At 62.7% G+C, this 20,400-nt stretch carries 8 protein-coding genes; 4 read left to right on the top strand and 4 right to left on the bottom strand.

Translation table 11 applies throughout. The features are described from left to right. Positions 1 to 131 precede the first annotated feature (131 nt). From VPH41_RS23995 to VPH41_RS23985, 3 genes are all read left to right on the top strand, one after another. Complete coding sequence (locus tag VPH41_RS23995) at positions 132 to 2,912, top strand: TonB-dependent receptor (protein WP_152281597.1); 2,781 nt, start codon at positions 132 to 134, stop codon at positions 2,910 to 2,912. A 179-nt stretch (positions 2,913 to 3,091) separates the two neighbouring features. After that, a complete protein-coding gene (locus VPH41_RS23990; RefSeq protein ID WP_328571743.1) occupies positions 3,092 to 5,764 on the top strand; it encodes a TonB-dependent receptor in 2,673 nt (890 codons plus the stop codon). A 357-nt stretch (positions 5,765 to 6,121) separates the two neighbouring features. Next, a complete protein-coding gene (locus VPH41_RS23985) occupies positions 6,122 to 8,968 on the top strand; it encodes a TonB-dependent receptor (protein ID WP_328571742.1) in 2,847 nt (948 codons plus the stop codon). A 77-nt stretch (positions 8,969 to 9,045) separates the two neighbouring features. On the opposite strand, the gene aroG is transcribed toward VPH41_RS23985, so the two are convergent. Continuing rightward, positions 9,046 to 10,110: a 3-deoxy-7-phosphoheptulonate synthase AroG gene (gene aroG, locus VPH41_RS23980; protein WP_319633281.1), complete on the bottom strand. Its 1,065-nt coding sequence runs from the start codon at positions 10,108 to 10,110 to the stop codon at positions 9,046 to 9,048. Between the two features lie 508 nt (positions 10,111 to 10,618). Between aroG and VPH41_RS23975 the strand changes: the two genes are divergently transcribed. Then, positions 10,619 to 13,465 (top strand): TonB-dependent receptor, encoded by a 2,847-nt coding sequence (locus tag VPH41_RS23975; RefSeq protein WP_328571741.1) that lies wholly within the window; start codon positions 10,619 to 10,621, stop codon positions 13,463 to 13,465. 193 nt (positions 13,466 to 13,658) lie between these two features. On the opposite strand, the gene tldD is transcribed toward VPH41_RS23975, so the two are convergent. From tldD to VPH41_RS23960, 3 genes are all read right to left on the bottom strand, one after another. Further along, the gene (tldD, locus tag VPH41_RS23970) at positions 13,659 to 15,119 is read right to left on the bottom strand and encodes a metalloprotease TldD (protein WP_328571740.1); all 1,461 of its coding nucleotides are present in this window, start codon (positions 15,117 to 15,119) and stop codon (positions 13,659 to 13,661) included. A 68-nt stretch (positions 15,120 to 15,187) separates the two neighbouring features. Continuing rightward, the gene (locus VPH41_RS23965; protein WP_328571739.1) at positions 15,188 to 15,988 is read right to left on the bottom strand and encodes a carbon-nitrogen hydrolase family protein; all 801 of its coding nucleotides are present in this window, start codon (positions 15,986 to 15,988) and stop codon (positions 15,188 to 15,190) included. 43 nt (positions 15,989 to 16,031) lie between these two features. After that, positions 16,032 to 20,201: a YhdP family protein gene (locus VPH41_RS23960; protein ID WP_328571738.1), complete on the bottom strand. Its 4,170-nt coding sequence runs from the start codon at positions 20,199 to 20,201 to the stop codon at positions 16,032 to 16,034. Positions 20,202 to 20,400: the final 199 nt, after the last annotated feature.

Genomic DNA, 20,400 nt, shown 5'->3' with positions numbered 1-20,400 from the left:
CAACTCACAAAATGCCGTTTGACCCACAGCGATTGCCGACGCAGCAATCTTTTTTAGCTTAGCGAGGTTGTGTCGCAAACCGGCCAGCCGAACTTACTTTCGGAGTTTTGAGAATGATGATGGAAACAGTTATGTCCCGCTCCGTACGCCTGATCTTTTCAGGTAGCGTAGCAGCGGTCAGCCTTGGCATGATGGCTGTGCCGGCAATGGCGCAAGATGCCAATGTACAACGTGTGGAAATTACCGGATCGAGCATCAAACGGGCCACGGCCGAGACCGCGTCGCCGGTACAGGTCATCAGCCGCGACGACCTGATGAAATCGGGCAAGGCCACCGTGGCCGAATACCTGCAAACCCTGACCGCCGATGGCGCGGGTTCCTTGCCGACGGGTTTCGGCAACGGCTTTGCCGCCGGTTCCACGGCCATCTCGCTGCGCGGCCTGGGCGCCACCTCGACCCTGGTCTTGCTGAACGGCCGCCGCATGGCGCCGTTCGCGCGTGCCGATGACGGCCAGAAAAGCTTCACCGACCTGTCGACGGTGCCGATGCAGATCGTCGAGCGCATCGAGATCCTCAAGGACGGCGCCTCGTCCACCTATGGCGCCGACGCCATCGCCGGCGTCGTCAACATCATCCTGCGCAAGGACTTCGAAGGCCTGACCCTGAAAGGCGACACGGGCATCTCCGGCGACAGCGACGCCAAGCAGCACCGCGCCTCGCTGACCTTCGGCAAGGGCAACCTGGACACGGACAAATACAACTTTGTCGTCAATGCCGAATACACCAAATCGGACATGCTGATGAACAATGAGCGCTCCGGCCGCAAATGGATAGGCAAGGCCGACCTGCGTCCGTATGGCTACGCGATCAACACCCAGTTCGCCGGCGGCTACATCAACGGCACCAACGATGCGAATGCCTCGCCCACGGGCCTGATCCGCGACCCCGTCACCAACAACTATGTGTCGCTGCCCGGCTGCGCCAACTTGTCCGTGTCTTCGCCGCAAGATCCGAAGGGCGGCTGTCTGTGGCACCACGACCAGTTCCGCTCGATGCAGCCAAAGATCGAATCGATCAACCTGTATACGCGCGGCACCTGGCAAGTCAATGCCGACACCCAGGTGTATGCGGAAGCGGGCTACTCGAAGCGCGACACGGCGTTCACGCTGATACCGCCATCGGTCACGCCCACCATCGCGTTCCCGCCCAACGCCACCAGCCCGACTGGCGTGATCAACTACGGTTCTGGCGCCGGCACCACCATCGTGCTGGCCGCCAACCATCCGCAAAATCCCTATGGCGTGCCCGTGCGCGTGCGCTACCAGGCTTTCGACGTGGGCGCCAGCACGCGCCAGGCCAACAATGAGTTCAACCGCATCGTGCTCGGCGTCAAGGGCAATGCCATGGGCTGGGATTACGATGCCGGCTACACGCATTCGGAATCGAAGCTGCACCTCGACTACAGCAACATGCTGAACATGGCCGTCGTCAAGGATGCCCTGGGCAATCCGAACAGCAAATACTTCCCGTACTACATCGGCGCACAGGCAAACAAGAATCCGGCCTCGCTGTACGCGGCCATGGTGACCAACGCCACGTCCGACTCCACGACCAAGCTCGACATCATCGACTTCAAGGCATCGCGCGAGCTGATGCAATTGCCGGGCGGCGCCCTGGGCCTGGCCGTGGGTGCGGAACACCGCCGCGACAAGCTCGACAATCCATCGTTGTCGGGCACGGAAAACGGTTCCATCAACTCCAGCTATGTGGCCGCCAAGGGCGACAGCAAGGTGTCGGCCGTCTTCCTGGAAGTGCTGGCACCCGTGATCAAGACGGTGGAATTGTCCGGCGCCTTGCGTTACGACAAATACGACCGTTTCTCGTCGACCACGCCGAAACTGGGCGCCAAGTGGACGCCCGTCAAGACCTTCGCCGTGCGCGGCACGTATTCGGAAGGCTTCCGCGCACCGGGCCCGGCCGAAAGCAATGCCAATTCGCAATCGACGGGCACCTCGACCGTCAGCGATCCCGTGCGCTGCCCCGGCGGCAAGCAATTGCCTGGCGCCAATGCCAGCGACTGCGAACTGCAAGTGGCGGCCGTCAAGATCGGCGACCCGAACCTGAAACCGGAAAAATCCAAGGGCTACACCCTGGGCATCGTGTGGGATCCGTTCAACGATACCAGCCTGTCCCTGGACGGCTGGAAGATCAAGCGTGAAAACGAGATCAATCCCCTGCCGTACAACGAAGCGGCCGCCCTGCCGACGGCCATCCGCTCCGACAACAACCTGACCATCAACGGCGTTGTCACGCCGAACACGGGCACCTTGCTGATCACCAAGGCGCCGTACCGCAACTCCAGCTACACGGAGATCAAGGGTATCGACCTGGACGTCAAGCAACGCGTGCGCCTGGGCGACTACGGCCGCGCCACGTTCGGCCTGACCTGGACCCACATCGCATCGTGGGTGCGGGCCGAGTCGGCTACCGTGCGCTACCAGTTTGCCGGCACGCACGGCAACTGCGATACGTCGAACTGCGCCGGCACGCCGAAGGACAAGATCAATGTCACGGGCTCGTGGGACTTGGGCAACTGGAATGTCAGCGGCGTGCTGAACTACCGTTCGGATATGAAAAATATCAAGTTTGAAGGCGACCCTTGCGCCTCCAAACTGGCGAACGGCACGCCGGCGCCGAACGGTTGCAAGCTGGCTTCGTTCACCACGCTCGACCTGTCGACCCGTTGGAACTACAGCAAGCAGTTGCAACTGTTTGCCTCGATCAACAACGTGACCGACAAGATCGCGCCGCTCGACCCGCTGACCTACGGCGGCATGAGCTACAACCCGATGGACGCCAGCGGCGCCATCGGCCGCTACTTCAAAGTGGGCGCCAGCTACAAGTTTTTCTAAGCTGACAGCCGTATCCTGACGCAAGGCGGTGAGCAATCACCGCCTTTTTTTTCGTCCCTGACTGTGGCGCCCGCCACACATCCACACACCTCTTGTGCCAGCGCAAACCTTGCCTGCTGCGCGCCTGTAAAACTCCCTTGCAGGCCGCCCGGCCCATGACCATGCGACAGGAGTGTCAGATGATGCAAATCCGCAGTCCCTCCCCTACCTTGCGCCTGCTGTGCGCAGCCTTGCTTGGCGCCCATGGCCAGGCCGCCATGGCGCAGGACGCCGCCGATGCGCCGCCCGCCATGCAGCGCGTCGAAGTGACCGGTTCCTCCATCAAGCGCCTCGTCTCGGAAACGGCCACGCCGCTGTCCATCTTCAAGGCCGAGGACTTTGCCAGACAGGGCTTGACGACGGCCCAGGAAGTGCTGGGCAAGATTCCCGCGAATGCGTCGAGCATGGGCAGCGGCAATGCCGTCGGCGGCAATACCAGCGGCTTGCCCACGGGCGGCCAGGCCAGCGCCGACTTGCGGGGGCTGGGCGGCGACAAGACCCTGGTGCTGCTCAACGGCCGGCGCATCGCCAACCATCCGTACGACGGCGCCAGCGTCGACCTGAACATCATTCCCATCGCCGCCCTGGAGCGCGTCGAAGTGCTGCGCGACGGCGCCTCGGCCATCTACGGCACGGACGCCATCGGCGGCGTCATCAACTTCATCACGAAGCGCTCCGTCAACGCCAGCAATATCACCGCCGAGGTGGTCGCGCCCCAGCACAAGGGCGGCGGCGAGCACCGCATCAACCTGTCGACGGGCTTTGGCCAGCTCGACACGGATGGCTACAATATTTTCGGCGTGCTCGACTATCACAGGCAAAACGTGCTGACCTCGCAGGACCGCGCCTTTTCGGCAACAGGCATCGTCCCCGCGCGCGGCCTGTCCATTACCAGCGGCACGACTTTCCCCGGCAACTACTTTGACGCGGCGGCCAACGGCGGCAAGGGCCTGGCCGGCAATCCCTACGCGGCGGCCGGCTGCAATCCGCCCCTGTCGGTGCCGGCCGTGCCGGCGAACGGCACCTGCCGCCAGGACTATACGCGCCAGATCGACGACTTGCCGGCCCAGCAGCAGCTGGCGTTCTTCGGCAAGGGCGCGTTCAAGCTGGGCGGCGGCCGCCTGGCCACCGTGGAATATCTGCATTCGGAAAACAAGGTCAAGGCGCGCACGGCGCCGCCGCCGCAAACGGGCCTGGTCCTGCCCGGCACCAGCCCATACTATCCTGGCAACGCGGGCGGCGTGCCGGCCCAGCCCGGCTTGTCGGGCCAGCCCCTGAGCGTGAACTGGCGTCCCGTCGAGGCGGGCCAGCGGCAAATCGATTCCGATGGCAAGGCCGACCGCCTGGTGCTGGCCCTGGAAGGCGAGCTGGCCGGCTGGGATTACAAGACAGGGCTGAGCCATGCGATCAGCAAGTCGTCGGAGCAATTCACGAACGGCTATGTGCAGGATGCGGGTTTTGCCGCTGGCGTGCTGAACGGCATCCTCAACCCGTTTGCCGTGCAGGATGCGGCCGGCAAGGCTTACCTCGCCGGCACGGCCCTGCGCGGCGAAGTACAGAACGCCAGGGTCACCACCACGGGCTTCGACATCAAGGGCAGCCGCGAGCTGATGCAGATGGCCGGCGGCCCGCTGGCCATTGCGCTCGGGGGCGAAGTGCGGCGCGAAAAAGCCGACTTCAATGTCAACCGCGACATCGCCGGCCAGGCCGCCAGTTCCGGCTTGTCCGGTTCGCTGTCGAAGAGCGGCTCGCGCACGATCCAGGCCGTCTTCGGCGAAGTCAACATGCCGCTGATCAAAGACCTGGAAATGCAGCTGGCCGCCCGTTTCGACCATTACAGCGACGTGGGCAGCACCACCAATCCCAAGCTGGCCGTGCGCTACCAGGCCAGCAGCGCGCTGGTGCTGCGCGGCTCGGCCAGCACGGGTTTCCGCGCGCCCACCCTGTTTGAAAAGAATGCGCCGCCCTCGAAGAACGATACCAACGACACCTATGACGACCCGATCCTGTGCCCCGGCGGCGTGCCGCAGCCGGGCGCCAACCCCCTGCGCGATTGCGACTTGCAGCAGTTCAAGCTACAAGGCGGCAATGAAAAGCTGAAGCCGGAAAAATCCACCACCTTCGCCGTCGGCCTCGTGCTCGAACCGCTCAAGGAAGTGACCGTCGCCATCGATTACTGGAACATCCATTTGAAGGACAAGATTTCATCGTTGCCCGAGCAATCGATCTACGGCAACTACGAAAAATACAAGGCCTTGTTCCTGCGCAATCCCGACGGTTCGCCCTACGCCATCCTGGACTTGAACGACAACCTGGGCGAAGTGAAAACCGACGGCATCGATGTGAGCCTGAATGCGCGCCTGGCACGGGGCGCATATGGCGATGTCAGCGTGTCGCTCGACGGCACGTGGACCCGCAAATACGACTACCAGAACGAGCGCGGCGGCGACTTCATCGCCAACGTGGGCCGCTATGCGGACAACAACCCGGTGTTCCGCTGGAAACATGCTGCCACGCTGAACTGGCGCAGGGGCAACTGGGGCGCCACCTTGTCGCAATCGTTCAAGTCCGGCTACACGGACCAGAACCTGGTCGCGCCGCCATACCGGCACGACGTGCCGTCGTACAGCCTGCTTGGCGTATCGGGCAGCTATGCACGGCAAGGCTGGCTGCTGACGGCCGGCGTGAAGAACCTGCTGGACAGGGAGCCGCCGTTCTCGAACCAGGGCACCCTGTTCCAGAAAGGCTATGACCCGCGCTACACGGACCCGGTCGGGCGCGCCTATTACCTGCGCGGCAGCTATACGTTTTAAGGGGAAAGGGCGGGAAACGACATCAGACAGGCAGCGCTGGCAGGCATGTGCCAGCGGTACCAAAAGCGGCGCCATCAGCGATGATGTGCGCCGTTTTATTTTACGCATCTGAGCACGGCTGACAAGGGTTCACGATATTTTATTACTGAAGGATTATAAAAAAAGCAGGAAATTGTTGCATTTCGTCCAAAAAATTCGCACGAAATTGACAATCTGAATCGTGAATGTTTTGATGAGGGCCCCGGAAATTTACAGAATTTTTGTTGGTGGATTTGTAAAAAGGCAAATAAATTGTTAGTAAGCAACAAGTTATTTCAAAATAATTGCCGCCTTTATCACAATAACAAGGAATTTAAGATGATGATAGAAAATGTAATATCTCGGTCGCTGCGCCTGATGTTTGCTGGCGGCATGGCCCTGAGCATGCACGCTGCGTATGCACAAGAAGCAACAGATGGCACCATGCAGCGCGTGGAAGTCACGGGTTCGAGCATCAAGCGCATCGCTTCCGAAGCGTCGCTGCCCGTGCAGTCGTTTAATCAAAAAGACATCAAGAAAACGGGCGTCACCACCGTTACCGATTTCATCCAGCAAATTCCTGCGATGCAGGGCTTCTCCGTGGCCGCCGATTCGGTTGGCGGCGGCGGCGGCGGCGTCACCACGGCCTCGATCCACGATATCGGCGCAGCCTACACGCTGGTGCTGCTGAACGGCCGCCGTATTGCCCCATCCAATTCCGGCACCACCATCGACCTGAATTCGATCCCCCTGTCGGCCATCGAGCGCGTGGAAGTGCTGACGGACGGCGCATCGGCCCTGTACGGCGCCGACGCCATCGCCGGCGTGGTCAACTTCATCCTGAAAAAAGGCGCATCGCCGCTGGAAATCAACGCCAAGTACTCGCGTCCTGAAGAAAAAGGCGGCGCCAGCAATTCAATTTCGATCAGCAAGGGCTTCGGCGATATCGACGAAGACGGCTACAGCATCTTCGTGTCGGCCAGCCATGACGAACAAAAATCGCTGAAAGCATCGCAGCGCAGCTTCGCGAAAAGCGGCATCATCAATTTCAACGATCCGAAGACCGGCAAGGCGCTGCAATTCATCAACGGTTCGTCGCGCTCGGCGCCAGGCAACGCCACTGTCGATTACAACCGCACCGATCCGGTAACGGGCCAGGTGGTCATCAATCCAGATACCAACAAGCCCTTCGTCGACAACGTCAACCTGAACCCATATGCACTGGCCCATGGCGGCAAGTGCGCTGCCAGCAACATGGATTTCTATGGCGACGGCAACTGCTATTTCGATTCGCCATCGACCATCGAAATCAATCCCGAATCGAAGCGCGATTCCCTCTTCAGTTCGGGTACCGTCAAGCTGGGCAAGACCGGCTTCCAGGGTTTCTATGACCTGGCCTACACGGAAGCGCGCATCATCGCCAGCATTGCACCGTACCCGGCAGACTTCTCGGTGCCGGTTGGCTCGCCGCTGTTCAACAAGTACCTGGCACCGAACCTGACGCCGGCGCAACTGGCCAACGCCACGGATGCCATCGCCAAGTACCGCCTGTCGGAAATGGGCAACCGCGTGTACGACTATGGCACCAAGGCCACGCATATCGTTGCCGGTGTCGATGGCAATGCATTCGGCTGGGATGTCAACTCGGCCGTGACATACTCGAAAAACAAGCAGACGCAAAAATACGTCAGCGGTTTCCCGCTGGCCGACAAGTTCGACGCGCAAGTCGCGGCCGGCAATATCGACCCGTTCGCCTATCCCGTGGGCTCGATGCCGGACGCCATGCGCCAGGCATTGCTGGGTACGGGTTTCAGCGGTACCTACAACACGCAAACCGTGGAAATGAAGGGCATCGACGGCCGCGCTTCGCGCCCTGTGTTCTCGCTGCCGGGCGGCACCGCCATGCTGGGCGTGGGCGCCGACTACCGCAACACCTCGTTCAAGGTGCAACAGGCGGACGTCGCCAAGCAGGCGCAGATCCTGTTTGACAACCAGCAAGTCGACAGCGAATACGCACGCGACAACGCTGGCGCGTATGCCGAGCTGATGATGCCGATTTCGAAAAAACTGGAAATGACGGGTTCCGTGCGTTATGACCAGATCGGCGCCATCGATGACAAGTTGACGGGCAAGACGGTGGGCAAGAAAGAGAACGCCACCACCTGGAAAGTCAGCGGCAAGTATTCGGCAACCAAGAACCTGATGTTCCGCGCCGCTGCCGGCACGGGCTTCCGCGCCGCCAGCATGCAGGAAATCGCCGGCCCGCTGGAAGACTGGGGCGTTACCGGTGGTAACTACCAATGCCCGCTGACGGCAGCGAACGGCATGGGCGGCCATCCGCTGGCCAGCTACTGCAGCGGCGTGGGACGCCAGCAGTTCGAAGCCTTCCAGGGCGGCAATCCTGACCTGAAGCCGGAAACGTCGAAGCAATGGAGCATCGGCACCGTGTTCGAGCCGATCGACAGCCTGTCGATGTCGTTCGACCTGTGGAACGTGCAGATCAACGACCAGGTGACTGCGGTTTCCGAAGGCTTGATCTTCAACAATCCAGCCAAATACGCCGAGCTGTTCACCACCAAGCACATCAGCTCGACGGGCAAGGACGTGCTGGCCGTCAAACTGCTGCCGATCAACATCGGCAAAGTGGAAAACCGCGGTATCGACTACGACTTCACCCACAAGATGAAGCTGCTGGACGGCCGCCTGACGACTCGCCTGATGGGTACCTACCTGCTGCGCTCGCGCTACACGACGCCAGGCACCAACGATCAATGGGAAACCAGCCTGAACCGCTACGGTTCGAACGACAAGGTCAGCTTCCGCAACATCATCCGCGCCACCAGCACGTATGAGACGGCCAAGTTCACGCATACGCTGAGCGCCAGCTACCGCAACGGCTATACGGACAAGGAACAGACGGCCGACGATTGCGCCGTGATCGTGGCGGGCAGCCCTGGCGAATGCTATGGCATCCAGCTGGAAGTGCCGAGCTACACCACCTTCGACTTCCAGACGGCTTACCGTCCGATGAAGAACGTGGAAATCACGGGCGGCATCTTGAACATGTTCGACCGCAATCCGCCGTTCACCCTGCGTAACACGGGTTCGCACCAAGTGGGCTACAACCCATCGTACTCGAGCGCCCTGGGCCGCCAGTTCTACCTGAGCGGTTCCTACAAGTTCTAAGCTGATCGCATCGGCTGAAAACTGAAAAAGCCCGGAAAGCTTAGCTTTCCGGGCTTTTTTTCATGCTGCGCGCCACCTTATTCGGCGTCGCCCTGCAAGCGGCGCTGCCTGACGGCCGCCGCCAGGTTTTCCAGCACGGCCACGCTGGCGCTCCAGTCGATGCAGCCATCCGTGACGGACTGGCCATAGATCAATTCCTTGCCCGGGATCAGATCCTGGCGCCCCGCCACCAAGTGCGACTCCACCATCACGCCTACGATGCGGCCATCGCCGCCTGCCACCTGGCTGGCGATGTCGGCGCACACGGGAATCTGGTTTTCCGGCTTTTTCGAACTGTTCGCATGCGAGGCGTCGATCATCAGGCGCGCCGCCAGGCCCTGCGCCGCGATGGCCTTGCACGCTTCGTCCACGCTGGCCGCGTCATAGTTGGGGGTTTTACCGCCGCGCAAGATGATGTGGCAATCCTCGTTGCCGTTGGTCGAGACGATGGCCGAGTGGCCGCCTTTCGTGACGGACAGGAAATGGTGCGGCTGCGAGGCGGCCTTGATGGCTTCCACGGCGATTTTCACATTGCCATCCGTGCCATTCTTGAAGCCGACAGGACACGACAGTCCCGACGCCAGCTCGCGGTGCACCTGCGACTCCGTCGTGCGCGCGCCGATGGCGCCCCAGCTAATCAGGTCGGCGATGTATTGGGGGCTGATGACGTCGAGGAACTCGGTGCCGGCAGGCAGGCCCAGCTCATTGATATCGCGCAACAGTTCACGCGCCATGCGCAAGCCATCGTTGATGCGGAAGCTGTTGTCCATGTACGGATCGTTGATCAGGCCCTTCCAGCCCACCGTGGTGCGCGGCTTCTCGAAGTACACGCGCATGACGATTTCCAGTTCGCCGGCGAAACGCTCGCGCTCCTTGACCAGCAGGCGCGCATATTCCATGGCCGCCTTCGTATCGTGGATGGAGCAGGGGCCGATCACCACCATCAGGCGGTCGTCCTGGCCGTGCAGGATACGGTGCAGGGCAATGCGGGCGCTGGCGGCGGTCTGTTCGGCTTGCTCCGAGCAGGCAAATTCGCGGATCAGGTGGGACGGCGGAGTCAATTCCTTCATTTCGCGAATACGCAAATCATCGGTGCGGGGCATTATTTTCTCCAAAATTTAAGGAAGGGTAAAACATCTGGGTAAAAAAAAACCGCCATCGGTGGCGGTTTTTTAGAATTTGCTGGGATCTCGTTTTGCTGCTACGTGAACCGACCGCTACTCCACCGCCTTTGGGTTGGAATTGCTAAAGTAAAAATAAGCGGTAAAAAAGTGGCGAGCGAACATGCGAAGTCATCCGTAAGTGATGAACGACTATAAACCTAAATTGCAAGGCTTGGCAAGCATATTTGTCGGCAAAGCCGCATGGCACCGCCGTTTCACACTGCACAACACGCAAAAAAGCATAAAAAGTTGCGCGCCGTGAATCTCGCTGCACCTTTGAACCCGGGCGCTACCGCTGTGCCCGTCGTGGCAACCACGCCACGCCAGCCATTCTATCGACGACAAGCGGCGCACTCCTTGATCCAGATCTAATCCCGGCGTCGCCGCACGGACAAAACTCGAGGACGTATCGATGCCCTTTGACTGCCTCACCTTTCCGGAGAACCGCATGATTCCTACACCATCCTTACCGTCCGCAACCTTTTCACCACCCAGACTGGGTCTGGCACTGGCCAGTGCACTGCTGAGTCTACCCGTCCTGGCGCAGGACGCCGCACCGATTGCGCGCGTGGAAATCACCGGCTCGAATATCCGCCGCGCGCAGGCAGAAACGGCATCGGCCGTGCAAACCCTGAGCGCGGCCGACATCGAAAAGTCGGGCAAGTCCAGCGTGGCCGAACTGCTGCAAACCCTGGCCGTCGACAACCAGGGTTCCGTCCCCACCACCTTCGGCAACGGCTTTGCGGCGGGCGCCTCCGGCGTGTCGCTGCGGGGCCTGGGCACGGCCTCGACCCTGGTGCTGCTGAACGGACGCCGCGTCGCGCCGTATGGCCTGGCGGACGATGGCCAGAAGGTGTTCGCCGACCTGAACATCATTCCCCTGGAAGCGGTGGAACGGGTGGAAATCCTCAAGGATGGCGCCTCGGCCATCTACGGTTCCGACGCCATCGCCGGCGTGGTCAACGTGATCCTGCGGCGCGACTACCAGGGCACGGCCATCAAGGGCAATTACGGCAAGACGAAAGACTGGGACGGGCGCGACGCGCGCGCCGCCATCACGCACGGCTTCGGCGACATCGATACCGACCGCTACAACGTGCTGCTGAACCTCGAGTACAGCGAAAAGGCCGCCATCTGGAACCGCGACCGGGCCGGGCGCGGCGCCGTCGGCCGCAGCGACTTGCGCGACCTGGGCTTCAGCGCGCAGGAAACCCTCAGCGGCGCGGGCGCCATCACCACCAACAACGCGGCCGGCAGCGCCGTCAACGGCAATGTGCGCAATCCCGACACGCTCGACTACTACAACCGCGGCAACCTGGCCGGCGCGGGTTTTACGCGCACCTTTTCCGGCGCCGCCTGCGGCAACTTCACCACGCATCCGCAGGGCGACCCGGGCGGCGGCTGCCTGACGGACGCGGCGCAGCAGTACGGCCAGATCCAGCCCAAGCAAAAGAACATCAATTTCTTCGGCCGCGCCGCCTGGCAACTGACGCCCGCCCTGCAGACGTATGCCGAACTGAACCTGTATCACAGCGAATCGAATTCCGCCACCACGCCCTCGACCGTCAGCGGCTCGGTGGGTTTTCCGGGCGGCCCCGTCAGCAACGCGGGCGTGGCGTTGGGTGCCGCGCATCCGGACAACCCGTATTTCGGCACAGCGGCACGGCTGCGCTACCTGGCGGCCGACGTGGGCCCCCGCACGTCGGAAGTCGATTCCACCTTCACCCGCTTTGTCGCCGGCATCAAGGGTAGCGTGGCGGGCTGGGATATCGACAGTGCGCTGCTGTATTCGCAGAACAAGGTCTCGAACGACCAGGGCGGCTACCTGCAGCGCGACGTGGCGTTCGCCCTGCTCAACCCCACCGCTGCCAACGTGGCCGCTGCCAGCCTGAACCCAGCGTATGCGGCCTTGCCCGCCGGCAGCCTGTGGCGCATCGCGGAAAACGCGGGCCTCAATTCGGCCGCGCTGTATGCGGCCCTGTCGCCGCGTATCTCGAACGATGCCAAGACGCATATCGCGCAGATCGACTTCAAGGCCAGCCGCGAAGTGGCCAAGCTCGACGGCGGCGGCCTGGGCGTGGCCGTGGGCGCCGAATTCCGCCATGAAGCGACGGAACTCAAACCCACGACGGGTACGGAACGGGGCAATATCATCGGCCTCGGCTATTCCGCCTACAAGGGCAGCCGCAACGCCTCGGCCATCTATGCCGAGGTGCTGGCGCCCGTGCTGAACACTGTGGAACTGTCGGCGGCCCTGCGCGCCGACCATTTCACCGATGTGGGCAACTCCTACACGCCGAAGGTAGGTGTGAAATGGACGCCAGTGCGCGAACTGGCCCTGCGCGGCACCTTCGCCAAAGGCTTCCGCGCACCCAGCGCGGCGGAAAACGGCGTGGGCGGCCTGGCCGCATTCTCCACGGCCAGCGATCCCCTGCGCTGCGCGCTGGGCGTGAGCGCCGCGTGCGATCCGGCCTCCATCGCCGTCATCACCTCGCCCAATCCGAAGCTGTCGCCCGAGCGTTCGCGCAGCTATTCCGTGGGCACCGTGTGGGACCCGCTGCCGCGCACCAGCATTTCCGTCGACCTGTGGCAAATCCGCCGCAAGAATGAAATCAACCAGGAGCAAACGGACACGGCCATTGCCGAAGGCCATGTGGCGCGCGACCCGTCAACGGCCACGGGTATCGCCGGCGATCCGGGCGCCATTACCGCCGTGCTGGCCAACTACGTGAATTCGGCGCAGACGACGGTGCGCGGTATCGATATCGACGCCCGCCAGCGCTTCAACCTGGGCAACGACTATGGCAACCTGGTGTTCGACCTGAAGTGGACGCATTTGTACAAATGGCTGCGCACGGAACAGGACGGCACGCAGCGCGATTTTGCCGGCACGCATGGCAATTGCGATGTATCAAACTGCATGGGCACGCCGGCTGATCGCGTCAATCTGGGCGCCACCTGGGAACGCCAGAACTGGCGCGTCACGGCCAACGTGAACTACCGCGCCCACCTCGACAATGTGCTGTTCAAGAACGACCCCGACGGCTGCGCCACGCACTTCGCCAACGGCACGGATGCACCGCGCGGCTGCCGCATCGCCTCGTTCACCACGGTCGACCTGACGGCCCGCTGGCTGGCCACGCCCAAGCTGGAAGTCTTTGCAACGGTGCAAAACCTGTTCGACAAGATCGCCCCGCTCGACCCGCTCACGTATGGCGCCACGGGCTACAACCCGCTCGATTACGCGGGCGCGGCAGGACGGTTTTTCAGTGCGGGGGTGAAGTACAAGTTCTGAGCAATCCAGCAGCCGGGTCGGCACGGCCGGTGCTATTGGCGTGCTGTTGGCGTGCTGTTGGCGTGCTGGTGATGTCGGGTGACGCGCTTTGCGCTAACCCGACCTACGCGAGCGCCATGCCAGAAAAAAGTAGCTCGGATTCGCCCGGAGAGCGTAATCCGACAATCGCGCTGGCCTCACAGTGTCCGAAAGATCAGGCAGTCCCGCCGACCGTGATGCCATCGAGGCGCAAGGTCGGCTGGCCCACGCCCACGGGCACGCTCTGGCCTTCCTTGCCGCACACGCCCACGCCCGAATCGAGGCGCATGTCGTTGCCGATCATGGAGACGCGGTTCAGCACGTCCGGGCCATTGCCGATCAGGGTGGCGCCCTTCACCGGGTAGCTGAGCTTGCCGTTTTCGATCATGTAGGCTTCGCTGGCCGAGAAGACAAACTTGCCGTTGGTAATATCGACCTGGCCGCCGCCAAAGTTGACGGCATACAAGCCATTTTTTACGGAGGCAAGGATTTCACCGGGGTCCCGGTCGCCGCCCAGCATATAGGTATTCGTCATGCGCGGCATGGGCAGGTGGGCGAACGATTCGCGGCGCGCATTGCCCGTCACGGGCATCTTCATCAGGCGCGCATTCATGGTGTCCTGGATATAGCCTTTCAGGATACCGTCCTCGATCAGGGGCGTGCATTGCGTGGGGTTGCCCTCGTCGTCGATATTGAGCGAACCGCGCCGGCCGGCCAGGGTGCCGTCGTCGACCACGGTGACGCCCTTGGCCGCCACGCGCTCGCCGATGCGTCCGGAAAACGCGGACGAGCCCTTGCGGTTGAAATCGCCCTCGAGGCCATGGCCGATGGCTTCGTGCAGCAGGATGCCGGGCCAGCCCGGTCCCAGCACGATGGTCATGGGACCGGCCGGCGCGGGACGCGCTTCCAGGTTGACCAGCGCCGAATTGACGGCGTCCGCCGCATATTGTTCCAGCACGGCATCGCTGAAATAGTCATAGCTGAAACGCCCGCCGCCGCCGGCCGAACCCGTTTCGCGGCGGCCATTCTGTTCCGCGATCACGGTGAGCGACACGCGCACCAGCGGACGGATGTCGGCCGCCAGCACGCCGTCGCTGCGCAACACCAGCACCACGTCGTATTCGCCGGTCAGGCCCGCCATTACTTGCACCACCCTGGGATCTTTCGCCCGCGCCATCTTTTCCACGCGCTCGAGCAACCGTACCTTGGCCGTGGCATCCAGCGAGGCAAGCGGATCGTTGGGCAGGTACAGCGAGCGACCGCCTTGCGCCAGCATCTGGCCCGCGATCCTGACTTTGCCGGCCCCTGCGCGCGCGATGGTGCGCGTGGCGGCGGCCGCTTCCAGCAGGGCCCGCTCGGAAATATCGTCGGAATACGCAAAGGCCGTCTTGTCGCCGGACACGGCGCGCACGCCCACGCCCTGGTCGATGGAAAAGCTGCCCGTCTTGACGATGCCCTCTTCCAGGCTCCAGCCTTCGCTCTTGGTCGACTGGAAATACAGATCCGCGTAATCGACCTTGTGCGTAAACATCGTGCCCAGGGCTTTCAACAGCTTGTCCTCGTCCAGGCCGAACGGCGTGAGCAGGATATCGCGCGCCACGGCCAGGCTCGACAGATTCGGTTCAAATGGGATCATGGCTTTACACTCGCTAATAATATTCTACGCATTCTCAGTACCTGACAGCAGCTGATATCAGGGACGCCTCACATCGTGCGGTGCGCCAGGGCTGGCAGCGACTCGCGCACGCCGGCCAGGAACACCAGGTCGATCTCGCCGCTCACCACGCCCTCGCCTTCGGGCAGCACGGCTTTCACTTCGCCCCATGGGTCGATCAGCATGCTGTGGCCCCAGGTACGCCGGCCGTTCGGATGCAAGCCGCCCTGCGCCGAGGCCAGCACATAGCACTGGTTTTCGATGGCGCGCGCGCGCAGCAGCACTTCCCAGTGGGCGCTGCCCGTCGTGTGGGTAAACGCGGCCGGCACGACGATCAGCGCGCAATCGCCCATGGCGCGGTACAGTTCGGGAAAGCGCAAGTCGTAGCAGATGGACAGGCCGACCCGGCCGAACGGCATCTCGATCGAGCGCACCTGCGCACCGGGCACGATGGTGCGCGATTCGTTATAGGACTCGGTGCCGCGCGTAAAGCCGAACAGGTGGATCTTGTCGTAGCGGCCGGCCGGCTCGCCCTGCGGGTTGTACACCAGGGTGGTATTGAGAACCTTGCCCTCCTCCCCCGAGATCAGGGGCAAGGTGCCGCCGATCAGCCAGACGCCGTGCTGGCGCGCCATCTGCGCCATGCCATCCTGGATGGGCCCGCTACCAGGCTGTTCCGCATGGGCCAGCTTGTCCGTTTCCCGCTCGCCCATGATGGCCCAGTATTCGGGCAGCACCACCAGCTGTGCGCCGCCGGCGGCCGCTTGCGCCACCAGGCGCCGCGCCGTGGCCAGGTTGTCTGCCACGGACGGCGAGGAAATCATTTGTACTGCTGCGACTGTATGCATCATTTACCCCTACCTTCAAGCGCACGGCGAGCTGACTGTGCGGCACTTATTTAGCGACAGCATCCTGCGCCGCCGCTGCAGCGGCAGGTACGGCGACAGGCTCCAATTTACCACCATCAAGCTTGGTCACGACGGGCGACTTCCACGGGCCGGCAATCTGCATGTGGTAAGTGAGCGCCTTCATCACGGGGGCGCGCAGGAACAATTGCGCCAGGAAACTACCCAGGCCGATGACGGGGTTGACGGCCAGCGCATACACGAGCGGCCCCGTGCCCAGGTTAAATTCCGGGATCACCACCACGTGCAGATTCGTCGTTTCATTGGCGATGTCGGCCGTCCCATCCATCAGCACGGTCGCCGCCACGCCGTGCATCTTGAGGTTGTCGGTGGTCACCACACCGCGCTTGATGCTGGCGTTGGCCGTAATGCCGTCGAAGGCCAGGCCTTCGGAAAACACGTCGTGGAAATCGAGTTTCAGCAAGCGGGGCAAGGCTTGCAGACTGAGCACGCCCAACAGCTTGGCCGCGCCCGGGTCCTGCTTGAGGAACTGGCCCGACTCCACATTCATCTCGATCTGTCCCGACAAGGTGGGAATGTCGAGCGAATACGGCAAGCCATTCCAGGCGATGTCGCCGCTCAGACGTCCCTTGCCGCGGCGCACCGTATCGGCAAAGCCGAAGCGGTCCAGCAGCTTGCCCGCATCGACGATATCGAGGCCGAAACGCAGGCTGGTCGTGCTTTGCCCATCCTTGATCACCCATTTGCCATTGCCGCTCAACGCGCCATCGGGATTGGACAGTTGCAGCTTGCCCACGCGCCACTCGCGCCCGCCCGCCGCCATGGTGTTATAGGCCTGCAATTCCAGCCGGCCGATCTTCTTGTTGAACAGTTCAAATTGCTCGGCCACGATATCGAGCGAGGGGATGGACTGGGCGCCGCTCTTGCCTTCCAGCAAATTCTTCACGTCGTTGGCGGCCGATTCCGGAATGATCAGCGACGACAGCCGCGCCGTCATCTTGCCCAGGCCGGACGGCGTTTCCAGCCACGTCACATAGCCCGACACTTGTTTTGCGTCGATATTGGCTTGCCACACATCCTTTTGATGCGTGGCGCCCACGACCACGTTTTCCAGCTTGCGCTCGCCCAGCATCAGTTCGCTGGCGCGGGCCGCCATCATGTCCGGCACCACGTATTGTGCGATATCGGGCGCGTCGTCGGCACTGCCGCCCGCCTCGGCCGGCGCTGCGGCGCTGCCGGCGATTTCGCTGCCGGCGGCAATCCAGCTGTCCACGTCCAGGGTTTTCATGTTCACGTTGAGCATCATGCCGCTGTCCGGTTCCGGCGCCGGCACGTTCACGCCGATGCCGCCGCGCACCAGGCGCCACGCGTCCTTGCCCTGCTTCTGGCGCTGGTAGCGCGCAGCGATGCCGGAGCCCAGCGCGATGCGGATATCGTCCGTGCGCAGGCCGGCCCCGTTCGCCGCATTGCCCGTCAAGGTAAATTTCACGGGCAGGCTGTCGCCGGCCGGTTTTTTCAGGGGCGCGGGGAAATCCAGGCCCAGGCCCGTCAGCGGCGATTCGACATTGACGATCACCTGGTGGTCGCGCGCCGTGATCAGGCCGTTGTAGCGCGCGCCGCCGCTCAAATGTTTCGCCAGGCGCTGCAGCACGGGCGCCGGATAGGTCTTGCGCAAGCCATCGATGGTCATATTGCCGGCGATTTTCACCTGGATGGAACTGTCCGGTTGCGTGCCGCCCGAGATGGCCAGCGGCCCGCCCAGCAGGTTGCCGTTCAAGCCATTCAGGTTGACGCCTTTTTCGTTGAATTCGATCTTGCCCTGCGTGCCCAGCACGGGCGGCATGTCGTGGAACAGCACCACGTCATTGCCCGCCAGCTGCAAACTGCCCTGCACGGTCGATTCCAGCATGCGCTCGATCGGCAAGTGCAATTTGAGGGCCAGCTTGGCATTGCCCGTCGCCGTCGTTTCATCCGTGAAATGCTCGATCCAGCCCAGCACGGGACTGGCCGTCACGTACTTGAGGAATTCCTGCATGGGGCCGGCCGCGTTGCCGTCAATGTCGAGCAAGGTGTCGAACACGGTCAGGTCGGGGATCACGGCTTTGACGTTCGTCAATGCCACGCCGCCCGTAGTGGCCGTGTCGCCGCGAATTTCCATGCGCGCGCGCTCGAAAATGAAACTGCCCTTGATCTTTTCCGCCTGCGGCCACAGGGGCGCCTTGCCCGCCAGCGGGCCGCTTTCCGCAAATTCGCCGGGCGCATAATTCAAGGTCCCATTCTCGATCTTGCCCGCCACGCGGAAATCGCCGCGGTTGCGCTGGGCCGGGGTGTCGGCCTTGAACGGGAAATGTTCGAGCTCGCCGCGCAGGCGCAGGCTGACGTCGTGCGCCATGCCGCCTTCCAGCGCGCCCGTCAGCCAGTGGCGCAGATGCTCAGGTGTTTGCAGGGGCAGATAGCGGCCGATGGTATTGATCTGGAAATTGTCTATCGTGCCCGTCAAGTCGACCTGGCCCAGGTTCTTGCCATCGAGCGGCAGGCGGTGCGTGCCTTGCAAGGTAACACGCAAACCCTGCTGATCGAAGTCGAGCTTGTCCAGTTCGACTTGCAGCATGTTTTCCGCTTCAAAGGTCCAGCGCGCCTGCATGGCGAATTGTTCGAACGGCAAGGCCGGCTCGCTCAGATACGAGGGGAACTGCAGCACCAGGTCTTGCGCGTCGATATTGATGCTGCCGCCCTTGTCATTGGCGTCGATGCTGCCCGTCAGGTGATCGAAGCCGGGAATGGCCGGCGCGGCCGCCTGTCCGGCACTGGCCGCCGTCTTTGCCACGGCCAGGCGCGCGGGCTGCGCATTCAGGCCCAGATCGATGAGCTTGCCGCGCAAACGGTAGCTGGCGGGCGCGGCCATCTCGCCTTCCCATTGCGCTGAGAAATCCTGCAAGCGCCCGCGCGGCGCCAGGGCGTCGAGACGCTGACGCTGCTGCTCGCCCAGCGGCAGCTTGTCGGCCAGCGCGGCCAGGGTTTGCAAATCGAGGGACTTGGCCGCGATTTCCGTGCGCGACGGTTTGCGTTTAGTCGCGGCAACAAAACGTTCGGACAAGGTCGTGGGCGGCAGGCTGAGGCCATCGCGTGTTTCCACCGCGAAATTCGTCAACTCCACCTGGTGTCCATACGCGCCAAAGGTTGGCTTGCCGTCCGGCACCTGCGCCGACAGCTCTTCCTTGGCAGAAATGCGTCCGCTGACGGACAGCAGGTCGAGCGGGGCGATATGCTGGCCCAACTGGGCCTGCACATCCGTCAAGCCCACGTCGGCCGTGAAGCCGGCCAGGCGCGCATGATCCAGGTTCAGCCAGGCGCGCAAGGCGCCCTTGCCCTGGCTCAGCTCGAACGGATAATCGAGGTAGCGGCGCCAGGCGGCCAGGTCGGCGTTCTTCAGGTCCGCGTACAGCTCGCCCTTCCACATCGACACATCGGAGATGCGCTTGCTGAAAGGCGGATGCGTGAAGTGAGCGCGCACATCGATGGGCGCGGCCAGGCTGGCGGGCGGCGTGGCCTGCAAACCCAGCCGGTGGCTGCGCCAATGGTTGCGCAGCAGCAAGTTGACCTGGCTTAAGGCCAGCTCGGGCGTGCCGCGCACTTCGTCCGTCCAGCGCACCTTGCCGTCGCGGATGATGATCTCATGCTGCGACAGCAGCCAGTCGGCGCCCTTGCCATCGCTGCCCTGGCTGCTGTCGGCCAGCACGCCGGCGACATACAGCTTGCCATCCTTGCTGCGCCGCACGTCCAGGTCGGGCCGCGTGATTTCCAGGGTGTCAAAGCGCACGGAACCGAACACGCTCCACCACGACAAGGTAGCCGATACGCTCGGCAGGCTCAGCGCCTGGCGCCCCGCCTGGTCGCGCAGGGTCACGTCGCCCAGGAAGAGATTCGGGCGCACGCCATGCCAGGAGGCATAAATACGCGCGATACTGACAGGATTGCCCAGCGCGCGGCTGGCCGCCCGCTCGATATCGCCTTTGTAGTAATCGATATTGGGCAGGATGGCGTAGCGCAGGAATAAAAACAGCACGGCGAAGGCGAAATACGCGAGCAGCACCAGTTTGATGGCAAAACCCAGCACATGGTGGGTGGCCAGGTTGGCCATGCGATAGGCGGCACGCAGCCGCTGCCAGCGCAGGGCCAGTGGCACATGTTCTGTCACGCTTGCTTCTGGCGGTTTTTGCATCAATAAGCTAATAAACTGGCCCGGCGTCAAATAATGGCAAAAATCGTCTGCATTCGTGGTGCACGCCTGCATCCTTGCGCTTGCGTCAGAGCAAAGCCTCCCTTACCATCGTCCGGAAGAGCACGCACTGCCGGCGGCATTCGCGCCAGCGGCACAATTTTACCGCATCCCCCGC

Source organism: Janthinobacterium sp. P210006 (assembly GCF_036231885.1).
Taxonomy (GTDB): Bacteria; Pseudomonadota; Gammaproteobacteria; order Burkholderiales; family Burkholderiaceae_D; genus Janthinobacterium; species Janthinobacterium violaceinigrum.
Note: the sequence above shows the minus strand (reverse complement) of the source record. Positions and strands in the feature narration are given on the sequence as shown.